This is a genomic window from Shewanella sp. MF05913 (assembly GCF_059758095.1).
In genome coordinates, this window is record NZ_JCAYNT010000003.1 from 156,739 (window position 1) to 176,669 (window position 19,931).

The window sequence follows — 19,931 nt, forward strand, 5'->3', positions numbered from 1 at the left end:
ATACAAAGGTATAAAGATGAATATTTACGCTACAGAAAAATCACAACAATATTTAGCGAAAGTGAAATCGTTTATAAATGAGCAGATTTTACCTATAGAAGCAGAGTTACTCGCCGAAAACAGACGCATTAATCACAGTAGTGATTGGACTCAATGGCAGTTATTACCTCAAATAGAAGCACTAAAAGCACAAGCAAAAGCGGCTGGATTATGGAATTTATTTTTACCCAATGCCACTCTCGGCCAAGGTTTAACCTGTGTTGAATACGCACCATTAGCTGAAGAAATGGGAAGATCCATTTTAGCACCCGAAATTTTTAACTGTAATGCACCCGACACCGGCAATATGGAGGTGCTCTATCATTTTGGGGATGAACAACAACAAAAACAATGGCTCACACCTCTACTTGCTGGAGATATTCGTTCTGTGTTTGCCATGACAGAACCTGATGTAGCGTCATCTGATGCCACAAACATGCAGGCAACCATCATTGAAGATGGCGACGATGTTATCGTTAATGGCCGAAAATGGTGGTCTACGGGATTAGGTCATCCAAACAGTAATGTCATGATATTTATGGGGCTATCTCATCCAGATGCACCTAAGCATCAACGTCACAGTATGGTATTAGTGCCTATCAATACTCCTGGTGTCAGTATCACTCGAATGTTAACCGCTTATGGCGACTACGATGCGCCTTATGGGCACGGTGAAATGGAGCTCGTGAATGTTCGTGTACCTAAAAGCAATGTCATAATGGGACTCGGAAAAGGTTTTGAAATTGCACAAGGCCGCTTAGGTCCTGGGCGAATTCACCATTGTATGCGAGCTATCGGCGCTGCAGAACGCGCTTTAGCCTTAGCAATTGAACGTGGATTATCTCGCGTTGCTTTCGGCCAGCCCATTATAAAACTTGGGGGAAATTTAGAGCGAATTGCTCAAGCCCGTATGAACATTGAACAAGCACGATTATTAACCCTTAATGCCGCGTGGAAAATCGATAATCTGGGTGTAAAGCACGCCATGACGGATATCTCTGCGATAAAAGTGGTCGTACCCAATATGTTAACCCAAGTGGTTGATATGGCCATTCAACTCTATGGCGGTGCAGGGATGAATCATGACTCGCCATTGGCCGGTTTTGCCACTATGGCACGCAGTTTACGATTAGCTGACGGCCCCGATGAAGTGCACATAGCCATGGTGTCGCGCCTAGAATTAGCAAAATACAAATAACGGTGATGACGATGAAAACAAAACAACAACATGTGCTCATTACCGGTGCGGCATCAGGTTTAGGCAAAGCATTGGCGCTTAAATGGGCCAGTCAACATGCTGAGGTGTGCGTTGCCGATATTAATCAGCACGCTGGCGAACAAGTCTGTCAGGAAATACAAGCGTTAGGTGGAAAGGCATTTTTTGTGCCTTGCGATATCACCAAAACAGACAGCATTACCGCACTGCTGGAAAGCGTGCAATCACGTTGGCAGCATATTGATTTATTGGTCAACAATGCCGGCGTAGCAACAGCAGATAAAATAGAAACGGAGCCTATGTCGCAATGGCGCTGGGTAATGGAAATCAATGTGTTTGGTATGGTGAATATGTGCCAGCAATTTGTGCCTATTTTTAAGCAACAAGGTTATGGCAGCATACTCAATGTTGCCTCGCAAGCAGGCTTGACTCCCATTCCGTTTATGTCGAGCTATAACGCCTCAAAAGCGGCGGTGGTGTCATTGTCAGAAACATTACGACTTGAACTTGCCGATGACAATATTAATGTCAGCGTATTATGTCCAGGATTTTTTAAAACCAATCTCGGGAGTAGTTTACGGACACAACTGCCTACAATGGAAAAGCTGTTGGGTAAACTCTTTGATAAGTCTCCCATCAATGCAGCTCAAGTCGCCGATATTGCTTATCAAGGTGAGACAAATAAACAGTTTCTGTTATTAACGCACCAACAGGGCAAGCGTTTATATCAGTTAAAATGTTTACTGCCACTTAGCTGGTATTTTAAATTAGTATTAAAACAAACACTTAAATTAAGACAATTGTTAGGGAATGAGCAAACTAAATGAACCAACAGTATTTAGATAAAGCGAAATCCGTTCGCACGGGTGAAGAACTCGACCCTAACGTTATTGGCCCTTGGTTAACACAACATATCGGCGGACTTGAAGGCGATCTCAAAATAACCCAATACACAGGCGGTGCGTCAAACTGGACTTATTGCTTAACGTACAGCAATTGTGAACTCATCTTGCGCCGAGCACCCATGGGCACCAAAGCCAAAGGCGCTCACGACATGGGCCGTGAATACCGCTTACAGCAAGCGCTAAAACCTGTGTACCCTTATGTGCCCGCCATGCTGGCACATTGCGAAGACGAAAGCGTATTGGGTACTGAGTTTTATGTCATGGAAAAATTGAATGGCATTATTCCAAGACAAAATTTACCCAAAGGCTTACACCTTGATAAACAACAGGCCAACACGCTTTGTACTAATGTCATTGACTGCTTAATTGAATTGCATAAAGTGAATCTTGATGCTGCGAACCTCAATCACCTTGGTAAGGGTGAAGGTTACACACAGCGCCAAATTGACGGTTGGAGCCTTCGCTACACTCAAGCTAAAACCTGGAATGTGCCCTCGGGCAAAAAAGTCATGGCTTGGCTGCAGCAACATAAACCATCGCAAGAAACGATTTGCTTAACCCACAATGACTTTCGCTTTGATAATGTGGTACTCGATCCAGATGACATCAGTAAGGTTAATGGCGTGCTCGATTGGGAATTGGCAACTTTGGGTAATCCCTTAATGGATTTAGGCAATACCCTCGCCTATTGGGTTGAAGCCGATGATGACTTTTTAGCCCAAATGACCCGCCGCCAACCCACACACCTTGATGGCATGTTGACTCGTAAGCAAGTGGTCGAATATTACTGTGACAAAATGGACATCACTATTGATGATTTTCGTTTTTATGAAGTGTTTGGTTTATTCCGTTTAGCAGGCATTGTGCAACAAATTTATTATCGCTATCACCACAAGCAAACGCGTAACCCGGCCTTCAAACAATTTTGGATTTTCTCACATTACTTAATGTGGCGATGTCATCGCGCAATGAAACAACAAGGATAACCATGGCTAACATCTATTTAATCCGTCATGGTCAAGCGAGTTTTGGCAGTGATAATTACGACAATTTGTCGACACTTGGTCATAGCCAGGCTCGGCATTTAGCGGAACACTTTAACCAACGCAGTATTCAACCAAATCATGTTATTTGTGGCAATATGGCCCGCCATCAACAGACGCGTAATGCCTGTTTAGCGGCATTGTCACCTCCGTTATTACACGACTCGCTACAGATTTGCGCCGATTGGAATGAATTTAATCATGAAGAAGTGATTGCCGTTTATCGACCGGATTTAGCTCATCCAGACACGATGAAGCAATACCTCAGCCAACAACCCTCGCCGACCAGAGCCTTTATTGAACTCTTTAGCCAAGCAATTAATCAGTGGCAACATGCCGACAATAGCGCTCAATATAGTGAGTCATGGCGACAATTTAGCCAACGGATTGCAAACGGGTTAACTCAGCTTATTGAACAAACCGACGATGATGACACGGTTTTTGTGTACACCTCTGGTGGCGTAATTAGTGCGGCAGTGATGCAAATATTATCGATACCTGAATCACAATTTTTCAATATTAATAAACAGTTAGTAAATTGCAGCGTGACAAAATTGCACATTAAACGACAACGACTGAGTGTGATAACCTTAAATGAGCATGGGTACTTTGAGGGTACACAGCAACATTTGTACAGTTTAATTTAACGTTAATAGACACTCAAAGAGATACAATCACTCATGAGTATTTAACACCTAAGAATAATAAAGAGTAGATGATGAAACGGACCAATATATTAATCACTGGGGCAAGTTCTGGTTTAGGACGCGGTATGGCCATTGAGTTTGCTCAACAAAATCATAATTTAGCTTTGTGCGCTAGACGAATAGACCGCCTTGAAGAATTAAAACAACACTTATTAAGTATCAACCCTAATATTACCGTGCTGATTAAATCACTTGATGTAAACGACCATCCGCAAGTGTTTGAAGTCTTTAGCCAATTTAAACAAGAAATGGGACAACTTGACAGAGTCATCGTCAACGCGGGCATGGGTAAAGGCGCATCGATTGGAACCGGCTTTTTTGCGGCTAATTTACAAACTGCGCAAACTAATTTTATTGCCGCAATAGCCCAATGTGAAGCGGCAATGGCTATTTTTCGTGAACAAAATAGTGGCCATTTAGTGACTATTTCATCCATTAGTGCCGTGCGTGGATTTAGACGAGCAATGACCGTTTACGCGGCGACTAAAGCAGCCCTAACCTCGTTAACAGAGGGTATTCGTATCGATGTAATGAATACTCCGATTAAAGTCACTTGTGTTCATCCGGGCTTTATTCGCAGTGAAATTAACGAAAAAGTCAAAACAGTACCGTTTATAGTTGATACCGAAACAGGTTGTAAAGCCATGGTCAATGCGATTCAAAAAGAGAAAGCTAATGCCTTTGTGCCCAGTTATCCATGGGCATTTTTACATTGGGTATTGCGTATCGCACCGATTAGCATTATTCGAAAGATGAGTTAACTCTGCACTAAAATTGACACTCGTTATTTTATTCATCACCGCTTCTCACTTGCGAGTTATCATTTAAGATAACTCGCAAAATGTAGCCTAGCGCTACCCTATACCACCCAAAGATTGACTTTTTTATCATTGAGTATGTTGTTCGATGAGTAACGCTTCGAAATCGACAACAGAAAGCGGCTTTGCAAACAAATAACCTTGTCCAAAAGTACAGCCTGCATTAATGAGCAACTGCTTTTGTTGTTCGGTTTCTATCCCTTCAGCAATCACGCTCATTTTCAATTTACTGGCCATCACAATAATCGCTTCACACAGTGCCGTGTCTTTATTATCGGCTGACATGTTTTGCACAAACCGTTGATCGATTTTTAAGTAATCAAAATCAAAGTCTTTAAGGTATGCAAAAGAGCTATAGCCCGTGCCAAAGTCGTCGATGGCAACAGACATCCCATGAAGGCGAACTTTATCAAGCGCTTCAACAGCTTCAAGTTGATTTTCCATTAATAAATGTTCGGTTATTTCAAGCGAAATAGCCTCACAAGGAATACCGCGTAAAATAAGCGAATCTGCCCAGGCATTAATTTGTGCACCATTATTTTTATATTGCACAGGGGAAGTATTAATACTAATGCATAAATCAGGGCAATAGGCTTTACGCCAGATATTTACCTGTTGTGAAACTTCGTTAAAAATCCACTCACTTATTTCAACAATCAAGCCGATTTCTTCAGCGACCTGAATAAACTCTAATGGCGAAATCATTCCTTTTTGAGGATGTTGCCAACGAATTAACGCTTCAGCTTTGGTAATACGCGACGTTGTTAAGTTAACGATAGGTTGATAAACCATGTAAAACTGCTTTTGCTCAACGGCAATACGCAAATCGCGCATGATTTCCATACGTTTAAGGAAATCAGTACTCATGTTCTCAGTAAAATAATGAATGCTATTACGGCCGCGAGATTTAGCACGGTACATCGCTTGGTCTGCATTTCTGAGTAATTCTTCGATGGTTATGGCATCACTTGGGTAAAATGCCAACCCAATACTGGCAGTACAATAGACATTTTTATGATCAATGATATAGGGCTGAGCAAGTGTAATTAAGAGTTTTTGACCTATTTTATCAATGTCCTCAGGGACCGTTGTGCCCACAAAGGCAATAATAAACTCATCTCCGCCTAAACGAGCCACAATATCATTTTTTCTTATGGTGTTTTTGATTCGATTTGCACACTCAATTAACACCGAATCACCAGCACCATGCCCTAAGGAATCATTGACGTCTTTAAAGTTATCTAAATCTAACATCGCGATCACTAATTGCTTTTTATCGCGCTCTGCATTAACTATCGCATTGGTTAAATGCTCATGTAATAAATGTCGATTTGGTAAATTGGTTAGATTATCAAAGTTAGCTTGATGCCAAATAATGTTATCGGCTTTGTCTCGCTCAATCGCAATTCGGGTAAGATTGACAAATTGCTCAACCAAATTGATTTCATTATCTGTCGGTTTTGAAAGCCTATCAAAATATATTGCAATCGTGCCCAACACGTTACCATGATGACTAATAATGGGTTCAGACCAACATGAGACCAATTTAGCTTGGTTGGCTAAATGCGCTAAAGGCAACCAGTTAGGGTGGCGAGCAATATCAGCAACAATGATTCTTTTACCGAGTGTTACAGATTGAGTGCAAGTACCGGTTCCGTCAGCAATATTGACCATGTCGATTGCCTCATTATAAAACGCGGGTAAACTGGGTGCTGCGGCTAATCTTAACTGTTTACCTGTGTCATCTAATAATGAAATACTGCACATCGCCCGTGGCAGCTCGTTTTCAATCCCTTCGACAACTGCTGATAACACTTTGGACAGTTTGCTCGAACTGGCTATCAATTCCAAAATATTGTTACGTAGCTGACTTATTTTATCTTTTTCTGATAATTGGCGGTTTTTGCGTTGCATAAATATTGAAAAAATTAACGAGAAAATACCGGTTACTACCAAAGAGGCCAAAATGAGCGGTAAGGAAAACTCATCAAATTGTTGGTAAGTTAATACTCCGGCAATTGAAATAAGTAAGGCATTGAGAAGACACGCAATAAACGTCGGTAATAAATAAAAACTGGCGATGATAATCGGAAACAACCAAAAAATTAAATCGCTACCGACGATATAAATACCAAATAAAATATTCACATGGGCGATAATAGCAAACAGTCCACTAAAGAGCTTAACCCTGCTGGTAAACCAAACACCAATAAAAATCACTGAAATCCCGCCAACAGCGACAAGATCGACGAGGGTGCGTAAATGATTGTGTTCAAATACACTTTTAATCAAAAATGGCGATAAAATTAATATTGCGGCGGCTGTCACAGCCAATAATATTTTCTCTTCAATTGTACGGTCTTCAATTTTTACCGTCATAATAGATGACTGTCCTATTCGCGTTGAGTCACTGGCACTATTGAGGTAATACCATTATCTTAACAATGTGCTTTACACTAAGAATCGATGAAGTTTTGGCACATATTTGAGCCATAAACATAAGTTAACATAACAATAAAAGAGAATATGCATTCGGTTAACCGTATTGAGTAAAGTAACGTAAAGTTATCAAGTTATACAAGCATTTCCGTATTTTTAGCCGATGATTTTGGACAATGATTTTAACCTATGATTTAGACAATGATGTTGTGCTACAGAATACTAAAACACCCCACATGATACTCGGTATTATACCATTCCGCGTTAAGTAAGTGATGACACTGCGAGAGTTTAAAGGATTTAAACAAAACGCATGACCAAATAAATAGTGGTTCTCTTTCGAAGTCATACAACACAGCGTAAGCCCTCTTAACACTCGCCTTTTAAGTATTCATCAGCAGTTTGCTCTGCATTCTCGCTATTTGAAAGTGAACACCATGACGACATAACGACGCCTTAATCAAAAACCGCTGGACGCATTCTGTAATGGTCTAATGAAACTGTGTAATGGTCACTTATTAATGCGGATTGGTATTAATCATAGCCTAAAGAATATCTATGAGGATAAGCAGTTGAAGCGAAATCGTGGTAAGCGATGTGTATAACATCAATGTGGAATAGACTTTCTTGTTGATTAACTGGTCGTGCGAGTAGCCGGAAGTGTGATTATCTGGTCGTACGGGTACGAGTGTAAGCAAGGGCATACTGAAAGCGTAAAATAAATCTAAAAAACGCTCAATGGCACTTGTTCTCTATTAAGCCGCGACGACTTGTCTTGCTTTACGTAAAGGATGTAAGCGGTTATGCATCACTTTAATGGTGTCAAATTGGACTAACGATTTGCTGTCTGAAAGCTGGCAATACTGCGATAAAATCATCACTGTTGCAGCTTGTAAGCCATTATCAATCACCAAGGCTAATACTTTTGAATAACCACAGTTTAATTGGAATAACTTACCCACTTCGCAATAAACACATTCATCACTGACATCAAAAAACCACGACTTAGGCATTTGTGATTGTAAAAGAAAGTGAGCAGCGGTGGCATTTAACGCAGTTTGCACAATACCAGCATCGGATATGTGAAGTACTCTAGGAAGGGTATCTAGCATTTTGATATAGAATTTAGCGTGTTCAATACTGAATTCAGCGGCAGTAAGTGCATCTGGAATGAGTTGTTTAGCTTTATATGGGGTTAAGAACTCCATCTCGGAACCCAATGAAATACTCAGCTGTTTGCAAGTCTCATTGTATTCCCAATGCCAGTCCTTGTTTGGCATTAATAACATGGCTGTCTGCACCTAAATTAAAATGAACACCAGTGCATAATAGATGAAATTTCACGCAATATCAAAATTTAATTATAAATTATAACATATGTATCATAGTGTTAGCGCGATCGAACGATCTACAATTCGATCGCGGCATGATTTTTGATCAATAACTTGGTAATTTCGCTGCTATTTTACACAATAAGCGTTGACGATCTGATCAATCAATTTTGGACCTTGATATATAAAACCAGAGTATATCTGCACCATCGTTGAGCCAGCGTCAAATTTGGCAAGCGCATCTTCAGCACTATTGATCCCGCCGACACCGATGATCGGGATCTTACCTTGCAAACAGATCGATAATTGTTTGATCACTTGGGTCGATAAATCAGTCAAAGGTTTACCACTCAAGCCGCCCATCTCTTCAGCATGCAACAATCCTGTTACAGCATCACGGTTTAAGGTGGTATTAGTTGCGATAACACCGTCAAATTGATTGGTAATTAACGAGTCCGCAATAGCTTGAATTTCATCGGCGGACAAATCCGGTGCTATTTTTAACGCGATAGGAACATATTTGCCGAACTTTTCGGCTAATTGTGTTTGTTTGGCTTTAATTGAACTGAGCAAATCATCTAATAACTCACCGTATTGCATTGCACGCAAACCAGGCGTATTAGGAGAAGAGATATTGACGGCGATGTAACTGGCATATTGGTAGACTTTTTCCATGCAGATAAGGTAATCATCTTTACCCTGCTCTACTGGCGTATCTTTATTTTTACCAATATTAACTCCCACCATAATATCGGATTTTTTGGCGATGAGATTACGCACTAAGTTATCAACACCTTTGTTATTAAAGCCCATGCGGTTAATGATCCCTTGGGCAGGCTTTAACCTAAATAATCGTGGTTGGTCATTACCCGGCTGTGGGCGTGGGGTAACGGTGCCCACTTCAACATGACCAAATCCCATCGCATGAAATGCATCCATAGACTCACCGTCTTTATCCATTCCAGCGGCTAACCCTACCGGATTGGGAAAAGTAATTCCCATACAGGTCACGGGTGCTGATTTTACATGTTGGCGATAAAAACAATTTAACGGCGTATTCCCCGTCATTTTCAAACTACTAATAGCCACATTATGGGCTAACTCTGGGTCCATCTGAAACATGACTTTTTGTGCGATTTTGTAAAACATGGTTTCTCCTAGACCTAAAAAAAGCCCCGGCAATCGCCAGGGCTTGTTTACATTATATACCCAAACTACTTGAAGATACGTGTTTCAAAGCTTCACCGTGTTTTCAATACTAGGCGCGTTAATACGGTAATGTAGGTACCTTATGAATTAACGCAACAACGTAGTGGGAACACGGTGAAACTCCCAATGGGCAAGTTTTACACACGTTTATGCTGCGTTATTGATTTTGGAAAGGGAACAACCATTAACCGCAATCAATGCCTTGCTTAAACGTGTGTAAATTCTTGCTGAAATCGAACATCTCCAGGTTGTTTGGGTATAAAACTACTTCTGACCTTCGCAATGCAAAATCAGCAAGTTCAGTTCTCTAAGGGCGACTGAGAACTTAGCAAATTCATGAGTTTGTGAGACCTTGAAGTCTGAAAGCATGTGATACCATCTTTCAAGCAATGGCTTGTTTAATGTCATCCATTCGTTAATCACACTGTCAGCATCGCAGGTATCAGTACAGGTACGTAATACTGCAGAACTTAACGCACGCTGTTGCCAATCTAGCTCTTCTCTAAATGCAGCTCGCGCAAGCGCTTGCCAATGGTTTGCAACGGGTTGAGCACTGATTTGTTCTAAGAACCAATGTAATTCAACTTTTGCACCCAATTTAAAGTAGGTTTCAGAAACTAACTCGAGAGTCTTATTCTCAAGTTGAGCGATTTGCGCAATGTCTAACGCAGAGAATAAGGTACTCATTTTTGCCACAACTTGTGCGACAGCTTTAGGTACATTCTGGTTAGTTAGCGCAGTGATTTCAGCAGAAATGGCTTTCACTTCAGCAGCAATCATATATTGGTCAACGTTGGCTTTAAGCTGTTCAAATACTGGCTTAAAGAAGGCCACTGTTTGCACAATATCCTGAGCACGATTGCGATGACGAATGAACCAGCGACAGGCACGGCGCATATTACGACGTAACTGATGCAGCATCTCACCTTGCACGTGTGCAGGAATAACGCCATTTAAGTCTGTAATTGATGTTGTTAACTCATCAAGGCCAAACACTTCACGCGCCATAGTGTAGCAAATGGCCGCTTCGGCAACTGTTGCACCGGTCTCATCTTGCATGCGTTGTACAAAATTAAAGCCCATATCATTAACTAATTCATTAGCTAAAGAGGTGGCAATAATTTCGCCACGCAGTGGATGAGCCGTCATTCTGTCAGCATATTTAGCTTGTAACTTCTTAGGGAAATAAGCCACTAACAATTTACTTAAATAGGCATCTTCAGTGATTTCTGGCGTCACTAATTGCTCTTTAAGCACCATCTTAGCGTAAGCGACTAATACAGACAGCTCTGGACGTGTTAATGCTCGGCCGTTGGCTAAACGTTCAGCTAAGTCATCATCTGTCGGTAAAAACTCCAGAGCACGGTCAAGCTTGCCGTCTTTTTCAAGGTACTGAATAAAACGAATTTGCTCTTTAAGCTGTGATACACCATGTACTTGAGTTACCGAAATAGTACGAGTTTGGTCTTTACAGTCTTGAATCACAATGTCGCTGACTTCATCTGTCATTTCTTCCAGTAAGCGGTTACGTTGTTTAACCGTTAACTCACCTTCTGCAACCAAGGTGTTCAAGAAAATCTTAATGTTCACTTCGTTGTCTGAGCAATCGACTCCACCAACGTTGTCAACAAAATCGGTGTTCATGCGGCCACCGTTAGCACAGTATTCAATACGGCCTAACTGGGTACAACCTAGGTTACCCCCTTCGCCAATGATTTTCGCGCGAACTTCTTTACCATTAACACGTAAAGCATCATTAGCACGGTCACCCACTTCTGCATGGGTTTCTTTGCTCGACTTAACATAAGTACCGATACCACCGTTCCAAATCAGATCTACTGGCATTTTCAGTAGTTCTTTCATCAGCTCTGTTGGGTTCATGGTGTCTTTGTCGGTAGCAAGCATCTGCTTGATTTCTGGAGTCAATTTAATTGACTTAGCAGAACGCAAGAATATTCCGCCGCCTTTAGAAATCAATTTTGCGTTGTAGTCTTCCCAGCTTGAGCGCGGTAATACAAACAATCGCTGACGTTCAGCATAGCTTTCTGGAATGTTTGGCGTCGGGTCAATAAAGATGTGCATATGGTTAAATGCGGCGACCAATTGAGTTTGCTCAGATAGCAGCATACCGTTACCAAATACGTCACCCGCCATGTCACCGATAGCCACACAGCTAAATGGTGTAGTTTGACAATCTACGCCAATTTCACGGAAGTGACGTTTAACCGATTCCCATGCACCGCGGGCAGTAATACCCATTTTCTTATGGTCATAACCGTTACTGCCGCCTGATGCAAACGCATCACCTAACCAGAAGTTGTACTCAACTGCGATGGCATTGGCAATATCAGAGAAGGTTGCGGTACCTTTATCAGCTGCAACAACAAGGTATGCGTCGTCTTCATCGTGGCGAACCACATCAACAGGTGGAACCACTTCACCGTTAATAATGTTGTCAGAAATATCTAACAATGCACGGATGAAGATACGGTAACACTCTTGACCTTCAGTAAAGTAAGCCTCGCGGCCACCTTCTGTCGGTAATTGTTTACAGACAAAGCCACCTTTGGCACCAACAGGCACAATAACGGTGTTTTTAACTTGTTGGGCTTTGACAAGACCTAATACTTCTGTACGGAAGTCTTCACGACGATCAGACCAACGTAAGCCACCACGCGCAACTTTACCGCCACGCAAATGCACGCCTTCAACACGAGGTGAATAAACAAATATTTCAAACTTCGGTAACGGTTTAGGCATCTCAGGAATGAGGCCAGGTGCGAACTTAAATGAAATATAGTCTTTCGCTAAACCACCCACAGCGGTTTGGTAAAAGTTAGTCCGTAATGTCGCGTTAATTAAATCTAAGTAACGACGAATAATACGGTCATCATCTAAGCTTGAAACGTCATCGAGCTGGATATTGATTTGTTCTAGGAACTTACTCAAAGTACGAGTTTTTAACTTTGGATTGAATTTACGGATGAACATTTTCACCAGTAAATCAGCTAATTTTGGATAACGACTGAACGTTTCTTCAATGTATGACTGACTAAATGTTGCATCGATTTGACGCATATATTTAGCATATGCACGCAAAATAGAGACTTCACGACCACTAAGGCCTGTCGACAATACCATGCGGTTAAAGCCATCATCTTCAAGTTTCTTTTGCCACACTTGTAACAATGACGTTTGGAAACGGTCTTGGCTGTCAGCAAGATTCTCTGTAGCAGCACCTTGTACTGTCATTAAGAAGTCTAAAATCCAGAACGTGGCCCCGTCATTTGTTTTCACTTCATAAGGACGTTCATTAATCACGCGTAGACCAAAGTTTTCAAGCATTGGTAATACGTCAGATAGATGAATTGGTTCGTCTTTATGGAACAATTTTAAACGAACTTTGTTGTCGTTTAATGCTGACTCTTGCGGCTGATAAAACAACATACCTAATTTATGGTCGTCGTCTAATGCTTCTAAGTGCTGCATGTCGACTACGGCAGAGCTTGGTAATACGTCATCTTTATAGCTCGGCGGGAACGCATTTAAATAACGTTTCGTTAAGCCAGTACCCGCTTGCTCACCAAGGGCATTATTTAATGCCGTGTGTAATTTATCATCCCACGAACGAGCAGCTTCGATAAGATTTTTTTCAATCGCGGCCACATCAACATCCATATCGTTATTATCAACTTTGATAATGTAATGAGTTCGAGCCAAAGTCGACTCGGAGAAATACGTGGTGAACTCAACATCTTCATTACTTTTGAAGTGTTGTGCCAAAATACGCTGTGTGTCTTGACGTAACTTAGTGTTGTAACGGTCTTTTGATACATAAACTAAGCACGATAAGAAGCGACCAAAACCGTCTTTGCGAACAAATAACTTAAGCTTATCGCGATCTTGCATTTCTAATACGCCATGGGCCATATTAGCAAGCTGATGATCTTTAGCCTGGATTAGTTCGTCACGAGGTAAATTCTCAAGAATGTTCATTAACGCTTTATAATCGTGCGAGCGCGGTGTTAACCCTGAGTTATCAAGGATACGTTGCACTTTCTCACCCAATAAAGGGATTTCACGCGGGCTGCGGTTATAAAGATTAGAAGCGTATAAACCGATAAAACGGTCTTCACCAATCACGTTGCCTTTTTTGTCAAAACGCTTAACGCCGACATAATCGACATAAGCAGGGCGATGAACACGGCTTTTGGCTGAACTCTTAGTCAACACTAATAACGTTTCATCTAAGGCTTCTTTACGCGCTGAGTCAGACAAGGTTGACAGTAAAAGGCCACGCTCACTGTGAGTAGCTTTAGAGCGATGCATTAAACCAAGACTTGAGTCTAAATCAGGTACAAGCTCTACATCGCCTTCAACGCGCTTTAAGTCGTAATAACGGTAGCCAAGCAAAGTAAAATGGTGATTGTTTAAATAATTTAAAAAATCAATCGACTCTTGTAACTCGGCCTTGTTGCCCGGAAATGGCCGTGAAGGCAATTGTTTAATCGTGTCAGTTAATTTATCTGTCATTAACTGCCAGTCATTGACTGAGGCTGCAACATCTGCAAGTACCGACTGTATTTCTTTTTCTATAATTTTAATGTCGGCATCGCTGTTTTGCTTATCAATCTCAATCAAAAATACCGCAACATTGCCGCTGTCTTCTGCTGCATCATTTAAAAATGACACATCGGTGACAGCATTATTGTCGCGGATCACAGCCAATGGCGTATGTAACATCACATGAGCCGTTATGCCCATACGGTTTAGCGCCATGGTTAATGAGTCAACCAAGAACGGCATATCAGATTGAATCACTTCAATCACAGAATGTGTTGACTGCCAGCCGTGTTTTGCTTGGCTTGGATTAAACACCCGGATATGGGTTTTATCTGGTAATGTTTTATTAAGGGCATTCCACAGGCTAACAACTGCACCATATAAATCACTGTCATTTCGCGCATTGAGATCGTCTTTTGACATATGGGCATAGAGACAATTAGCAAATTGCTCCACTTGTTTGGCTTGAGAATTAGGGATTTTTGTGTGAATTAAGTTGACTACGTTTTCAAGTAGTACAGAAGGCATTGCATCTTTCAAGGCCATGTTGCAGATTCCTTAAGCGTCTATGGCAGCGCTTTTATCATTATATGGATGCTTCGGCTTGTTGATTCGGTCGGTCCGAGTCATTTGTATTTATCACGTAAACTACTGTTTTGCGTTTTACAAAAGAAACTCATATCTGAGATCTGGTGCAAAGTTTATTACTAAATTGCTGCTATATCGAGGAAAATTTTAGTGGTACATCCTCTATAAATCCAGTCGTCAGCATAGATTAGCGTTTAAAATGACATTTAAGTCGTTTGCATAGAGTAACTATGCAAAATAAAAAAGGGAGCTAAGCTCCCTTTTTTATTTAATTACATGTTTTATTTACTTTTTTCGCCAGAACATAGCCGAAAGTGCTGGAAGAATAATAATTGCCCCTAACATATTTACTAAAAACATAAAGGTAAGCAAAATTCCCATGTCCATTTGGAATTTAAGGTCTGAAAAGAACCAAGTGCTCACACCAATAGCTAACGTTAACCCGGTAAATATCACCGCACTACCGCGCTCGACTAATGCTTCAAAGTAAGCTTGTTGTACTGGCATACCATTTGTCAGTTTATTGGACATTGTCGATAAGATATAAATACCGTAATCAACACCAATTCCGACACCAAGTGCAATAACCGGTAAAGTACTTACCGCTAGGCCAATGTCGAGTAAGGTCATTAACGCCTGTGCTAACGTCGACACTACGTACAACGGTATAATAACTGCAACAGTGGCTTTAAGTGATTTAAAGCTAATTAAACACAATACAAACACCGCGCCATAAACGTACAACATCATTGGAAGCTGTGCTTCGCTGACTGCTTCGTTCGTCGCCGCCATAACACCAACAGGACCCGAAGCCAGTTTAAACTGTAATGTGTCGCTATTAAGCTCGGCCGCAACGGCTTTTACTTTCTTGACCACTACTTCAATGGTTTCCGCCTTGTGATCTTTTAGGAAAAGATACACAGGCATGACTGAACAATTACCGTTTAACAAACCTGAGGTTGTCGGCACCTGTCCCACAGCTTGCACCAAGCTTGCAGTAGTGCGCGGTAATATTTCCCAACGAGGATTGCCTTCGTTAAAGCCTGCATTCACCTTTTTGGCCACGGAAGCCAAACTTGCGGTAGATTCAACACCAGGAGTATTGGCAACCATCCATTCAAATTGGTCAATTTGAGTTAATACAGAGTGGTAAGTACAGGCTTCAGGTGTTGCTTCAACAATCACGGTCATCACATCGGTAGTGATAGAAAAATGATCGGTGATGAAGAACGTGTCTAGGTTATAGCGAGAGTCTTGATGAAGTGCGGGTGCTCCGCCTTGCAAATCGCCAATCTTCATCTTAGTCGCTTGCTGAAAACCAATCCCGTACAACACCGCAGTTGAAATCAACACAATGACAGCATATTTCGGCGTGGCAAAGTTTGATAACCAACGCCACATATTTTCAATCTTCTGCCGCTTCTCTGGGTTTTCTTGCTTGTTAGGTAATTCAAAATATGAAATCACCAATGGTAATAAAATAAGGTTGGTTAAAATGATCACTGCCACACCTAACGAGGCAGAAATAGCAAGCTCACGAATAATGCCGATGTCAATCGCTAGCAGGGTTAAAAAACCAACCGTATCGGATAAAAGCGCGACGCCACCGGGCACCAGTAAACTGCGAAATGCTGACGCTGAGGCCGCTTTTGTGCTCTGACCGTCAAGTACACGGCGACGCACAGCGTTGATCATCTGTACACCGTGACTCACACCAATTGCAAATACCAAAAAGGGCACCAAAATCGACATGGGATCAAGGCCAAACCCAACCACAGTTAATAAGCCTAACTGCCAACACACCGCCACTAAACTACACACTAAAGGTAAAATGGTTAACATGATGGATTTAGAGAACAGATAGACCATGACCGCTGTGATGACGATGGCAATTAAGAAAAACAGCAGTACGCCTTTGGCGCCCTCTGCAACATCCCCAGCCATCTTGGCAAAACCGATAATATGGATTTTTATCTTATCGTTTTCAAACTTGCCGCGCAGTTCTTGTTCTAATTGGTTGGCAAACGCAATGGTATCAATGGCCTTCCCCGTTTGTGGGTCAAACTCCATCAACTGTGCAGACACCATTGCAGAAGTGTAATCGTTACCGATCAGCCGACCGACAATGCCTGCTTTTTCAATGTTGTCGCGAACAATTTGTAAGCTGTAATCATCATTACGAAAATCAGCTGGTATCACTGGACCACCGGCAAAGCCGTCTTCTACCACTTCGGTGAAACGGGTAGAGGGTGAAAAAAGCGATTTAACTTGTGAACGTTCTACACCAGGAATAAAAAATAATTGATCATGCACATTTTTAAGTGCATCAAAAAATACCGGGTTGAAGATATTGCCACTCGTATCTTCAACCGCCACCATGATGCTGTTAGCACCACCAAAATCTTTTTGGTGTTTGGTGTAAGTTTGCATATACGAATGGTTAAGCGGAATATTTTTACTAAAAGCCGCATCCATTTTTAATTGGCTGGCTTGGTAACCTAAAAAAAAGGTAATAAAAATAAATGAAATAATGACCCATTTCCGATTACGGAATAAATGAGATTCGAATCCATTGACCAGTTTTTCTAACATCTTATCGGCCCTATTATTGTTGTTTTATAATCCAATCTAACCGTAAGGTTAGTTAAGCTGGAACAGTCCCTTAGAACCGGCAAACCATAACTGGCCTTTACTGTCCTTCGCAATTGCCACAATGTTTTCACCTTGGCGTCGAGTGACGATTTCTGCTTTGGTATCATCAATAGACAATACAACCCCAGCATTTCCCACAAGGTATAGTTCATTATTTGCAGTAACAAGCGCCCCATTGATTGACGATTCAACGGGTAAGTCAACTTGTTGCCACTCTGATAAGCTTAAATCTGATTTGAACACATGGCCACGCAGCCCCATCACGTAGATGTTGTCACCCACCTGAATGGCATTAAACATCGATCCATCATAATCAAAATCAACTTTACTAAAGGTGTGGCCATTATCTTCTGAAACGGCAACCATCCCTAATTCACCTACCAATAATAAACGTTGATCAGCTAGGCGGATCAAGCGATTAAAATGCGGCAATAAGGCAGAACGTTCAGATAAATAAAGAGCCTCATCTTCAGCTTTCAGCTCATTTAAGTAAGCAATATCTTCTTCAAAGAGTAACTCTTGAAGAAATTCGTCTTGCCAGGTTTTACCGCCATCGGCAGTACGGTAAAATAATCCGTAGGCCCCTACAGCAATACCGTCATTAGCCGAATAGAAACGCACATCTAAAAGGGGTTTTTCAATCTCCGTTGATTGCATTTGTAACGACCAAGTTTCACCACCGTCCTCGGTATGAATAATTGTCGCATCATGACCAACAGCCCAGCCTTTCTTAGCATCGAAGAAAAACACTTTAGTTAGCTGAGTTAATACAGGTGTAGCAACTTGCTGCCATTGACCATTTTTAAGTAATAGCACATTACCACGTTGCCCTACGGCAACGAGATGGTCGCCCGCATTGGCAATATCAAGTAATAATGAGGATTGAGCTAAAGGCTGAATTTGAACAGTTAGTGGGTCTAATTGGGCATTGACTGAAGCAGTATATAAACATGCACTAATCCCAATCGCCACTGCACTGCGAAGCATGCTAAACGTCATACAAACTTCCTTAACAATGAAGGGGCGCTAAGCGCCCCAATTTTACGGCTAATTAACGAATACCGGCACGTCTTAACGCATCTGGGGTAAAGTTAGATTCAGAAAGTGACGCATCAAAGTTGTACATGCGGCCTTCGTTATCTAATCCCATTGCTAAGTAACGACGTGATTGTAAATCATGGAATACTTCTAACGTACTCCAATTCGTTAATGCATCATAGTAGTTAATGGTATGTGCAACACCAACACGATATAACTCATCGCGGTTGTCGTACATATCCGTTAATGATACCTGCCATGAATCTTCGTCAATATAAAACACGCGAGATTTATAGATGTGACGCATACCGTCTTTCAACGTTGCTTTCACTTCCCAAACACGATGTTTTTCATAACGTGCATATTCAGGATTGATATGACCAGGTTTTAAAATTTGGTCATACTTTAATTTGTCTGAATGCAGCTTGTAATCATTGTAAGGAATATAAACTTCTTTTTTACCCACGAGTTCCCAGTTATAACGTGAAGGAGAACCGTTAAACATATCGAAGTCATCTGTAGTTCTTAATCCATCTGATACTGTACCTGGCGTATCAAATGCTACATTTGGTGCTTTACGAACACGGCGTTGCCCAGTGTTGTAAGTCCATGCTTGACGAGGTAATGCCTCTTGGTCCATGGTTTCTTTTACTAGCAAAGCAGTACCCGCTAAACGAGCCGGTTGTGTAACCACTTGTTTAAAATAAAACAAGGTATTGGTTTCTTTAAGTTTATCCAACGTGATGTCTGGACGAGTGTACTCAAAACGAATTTCTTCAGCATTTTCAACAAGCGTATAAGAACCGCTAGACGTTGGTGCTGCTTGGCTACGATAAGTCTCTACATCCACACCACGATAACGCAAAATATGGTTCCAAATCACTTCTAAACCCGTTGCTGGAATAGGAAAAGGGACGCCAATTGTTGCACCAGAAATACCATTACCTTGTGAAACTAATTCAGCATTAACGGCATTCTTTTTGGTTGCATCGTAAACATACTGAGGTACAGATGCACTACGACGTGTTTGATACACATTCATTTTGTACGTATCAGGATAAAGCTCTAATAGCTTATTTTGGCCTGGTGTTAAAAATTCAGCATATTGCGCTTTATTCGCGTTAGATATGGTGAATAGTATTTTATCTTCAGGAAATGGATCAGGATGATGCATTCCTTTGGTATAACCCGCAACAGGCTTAGTAATACCACCGTCCCAAGCGGGGATTGAACCATCGGCATTCGCCGCTTTTTCAGCCCCTAAAGGAGTTAAGGTTGTGCCTAATTTGTCAGCGTCAGCTTGTGATACTTTCGCCAGCGCAGCAGGTGCACCGAGTGCCATAATCACTGCTGCCGATAATATCGTCAGTTTCTTCATTATAA

12 protein-coding genes are annotated in these 19,931 nt (G+C 41.5%); 5 read left to right on the plus strand and 7 right to left on the minus strand.

The features are described from left to right. Positions 1 to 16: 16 nt before the first annotated feature. The 5 genes from AC19MV_RS06390 (at position 17) to AC19MV_RS06410 (ending at position 4,671) form a co-directional block, all read left to right on the plus strand. Positions 17 to 1,237 (plus strand): acyl-CoA dehydrogenase family protein, encoded by a 1,221-nt coding sequence (locus AC19MV_RS06390; RefSeq protein WP_498306470.1) that lies wholly within the window; start codon positions 17 to 19, stop codon positions 1,235 to 1,237. A gap of 11 nt (positions 1,238 to 1,248) precedes the next feature. Beyond that, complete coding sequence (locus AC19MV_RS06395; RefSeq protein WP_498306472.1) at positions 1,249 to 2,082, plus strand: SDR family oxidoreductase; 834 nt, start codon at positions 1,249 to 1,251, stop codon at positions 2,080 to 2,082. Then, complete coding sequence (locus tag AC19MV_RS06400) at positions 2,079 to 3,146, plus strand: phosphotransferase family protein (protein ID WP_498306474.1); 1,068 nt, start codon at positions 2,079 to 2,081, stop codon at positions 3,144 to 3,146. Before AC19MV_RS06395 ends, AC19MV_RS06400 begins: the two co-directional genes overlap by 4 nt. Positions 3,147 to 3,148: 2 nt before the next feature. Further along, positions 3,149 to 3,850 carry a histidine phosphatase family protein gene (locus tag AC19MV_RS06405; protein WP_498306476.1) on the plus strand — a complete coding sequence of 234 codons (702 nt, stop codon included), beginning with the start codon at positions 3,149 to 3,151 and terminating at the stop codon, positions 3,848 to 3,850. 71 nt (positions 3,851 to 3,921) lie between these two features. Beyond that, on the plus strand, positions 3,922 to 4,671 hold the full coding sequence (locus AC19MV_RS06410) for an SDR family oxidoreductase (protein ID WP_498306637.1): 750 nt from the start codon (positions 3,922 to 3,924) through the stop codon (positions 4,669 to 4,671). 126 nt (positions 4,672 to 4,797) lie between these two features. Here the strand turns inward: AC19MV_RS06410 and AC19MV_RS06415 are convergent, their stop codons facing one another. The 7 genes from AC19MV_RS06415 to AC19MV_RS06445 all read right to left on the minus strand — a co-directional run bounded on the left by AC19MV_RS06415 (position 4,798) and on the right by AC19MV_RS06445 (position 19,926). Next, positions 4,798 to 7,107: a putative bifunctional diguanylate cyclase/phosphodiesterase gene (locus AC19MV_RS06415; RefSeq protein ID WP_498306478.1), complete on the minus strand. Its 2,310-nt coding sequence runs from the start codon at positions 7,105 to 7,107 to the stop codon at positions 4,798 to 4,800. An 815-nt stretch (positions 7,108 to 7,922) separates the two neighbouring features. Beyond that, a complete protein-coding gene (locus AC19MV_RS06420; RefSeq protein WP_432400190.1) occupies positions 7,923 to 8,456 on the minus strand; it encodes a cell division protein ZapC in 534 nt (177 codons plus the stop codon). A gap of 171 nt (positions 8,457 to 8,627) precedes the next feature. Beyond that, positions 8,628 to 9,647 carry a quinone-dependent dihydroorotate dehydrogenase gene (gene pyrD, locus AC19MV_RS06425; RefSeq protein ID WP_498306480.1) on the minus strand — a complete coding sequence of 340 codons (1,020 nt, stop codon included), beginning with the start codon at positions 9,645 to 9,647 and terminating at the stop codon, positions 8,628 to 8,630. 324 nt (positions 9,648 to 9,971) lie between these two features. Next, complete coding sequence (locus AC19MV_RS06430; protein WP_498306482.1) at positions 9,972 to 14,816, minus strand: NAD-glutamate dehydrogenase; 4,845 nt, start codon at positions 14,814 to 14,816, stop codon at positions 9,972 to 9,974. Positions 14,817 to 15,143: 327 nt separating this feature from the next. Next, complete coding sequence (locus tag AC19MV_RS06435; RefSeq protein ID WP_498306484.1) at positions 15,144 to 17,450, minus strand: efflux RND transporter permease subunit; 2,307 nt, start codon at positions 17,448 to 17,450, stop codon at positions 15,144 to 15,146. Between the two features lie 48 nt (positions 17,451 to 17,498). After that, complete coding sequence (locus tag AC19MV_RS06440; RefSeq protein ID WP_498306486.1) at positions 17,499 to 18,509, minus strand: WD40/YVTN/BNR-like repeat-containing protein; 1,011 nt, start codon at positions 18,507 to 18,509, stop codon at positions 17,499 to 17,501. A gap of 52 nt (positions 18,510 to 18,561) precedes the next feature. Then, positions 18,562 to 19,926 carry a DUF1329 domain-containing protein gene (locus AC19MV_RS06445; protein WP_498306488.1) on the minus strand — a complete coding sequence of 455 codons (1,365 nt, stop codon included), beginning with the start codon at positions 19,924 to 19,926 and terminating at the stop codon, positions 18,562 to 18,564. Between the last annotated feature and the right edge of the window lie 5 nt (positions 19,927 to 19,931).

Excerpts from the sequence above, each read along its gene's own strand:
- AC19MV_RS06415 (WP_498306478.1), bottom strand. The coding sequence starts at position 7,107 with ATGACGGTAAAAATTGAAGACCGTACAATTGAAGAGAAAATATTATTG.
- AC19MV_RS06420 (WP_432400190.1), bottom strand. The coding sequence starts at position 8,456 with ATGTTATTAATGCCAAACAAGGACTGGCATTGGGAATACAATGAGACT.
- AC19MV_RS06445 (WP_498306488.1), bottom strand. The coding sequence starts at position 19,926 with ATGAAGAAACTGACGATATTATCGGCAGCAGTGATTATGGCACTCGGT.
- pyrD (WP_498306480.1), bottom strand. The coding sequence starts at position 9,647 with ATGTTTTACAAAATCGCACAAAAAGTCATGTTTCAGATGGACCCAGAG.
- AC19MV_RS06440 (WP_498306486.1), bottom strand. The coding sequence starts at position 18,509 with ATGACGTTTAGCATGCTTCGCAGTGCAGTGGCGATTGGGATTAGTGCA.
- AC19MV_RS06395 (WP_498306472.1), top strand. The coding sequence starts at position 1,249 with ATGAAAACAAAACAACAACATGTGCTCATTACCGGTGCGGCATCAGGT.
- AC19MV_RS06430 (WP_498306482.1), bottom strand. The coding sequence starts at position 14,816 with ATGGCCTTGAAAGATGCAATGCCTTCTGTACTACTTGAAAACGTAGTC.
- AC19MV_RS06400 (WP_498306474.1), top strand. The coding sequence starts at position 2,079 with ATGAACCAACAGTATTTAGATAAAGCGAAATCCGTTCGCACGGGTGAA.
- AC19MV_RS06390 (WP_498306470.1), top strand. The coding sequence starts at position 17 with ATGAATATTTACGCTACAGAAAAATCACAACAATATTTAGCGAAAGTG.
- AC19MV_RS06410 (WP_498306637.1), top strand. The coding sequence starts at position 3,922 with ATGAAACGGACCAATATATTAATCACTGGGGCAAGTTCTGGTTTAGGA.
- AC19MV_RS06435 (WP_498306484.1), bottom strand. The coding sequence starts at position 17,450 with ATGTTAGAAAAACTGGTCAATGGATTCGAATCTCATTTATTCCGTAAT.
- AC19MV_RS06405 (WP_498306476.1), top strand. The coding sequence starts at position 3,149 with ATGGCTAACATCTATTTAATCCGTCATGGTCAAGCGAGTTTTGGCAGT.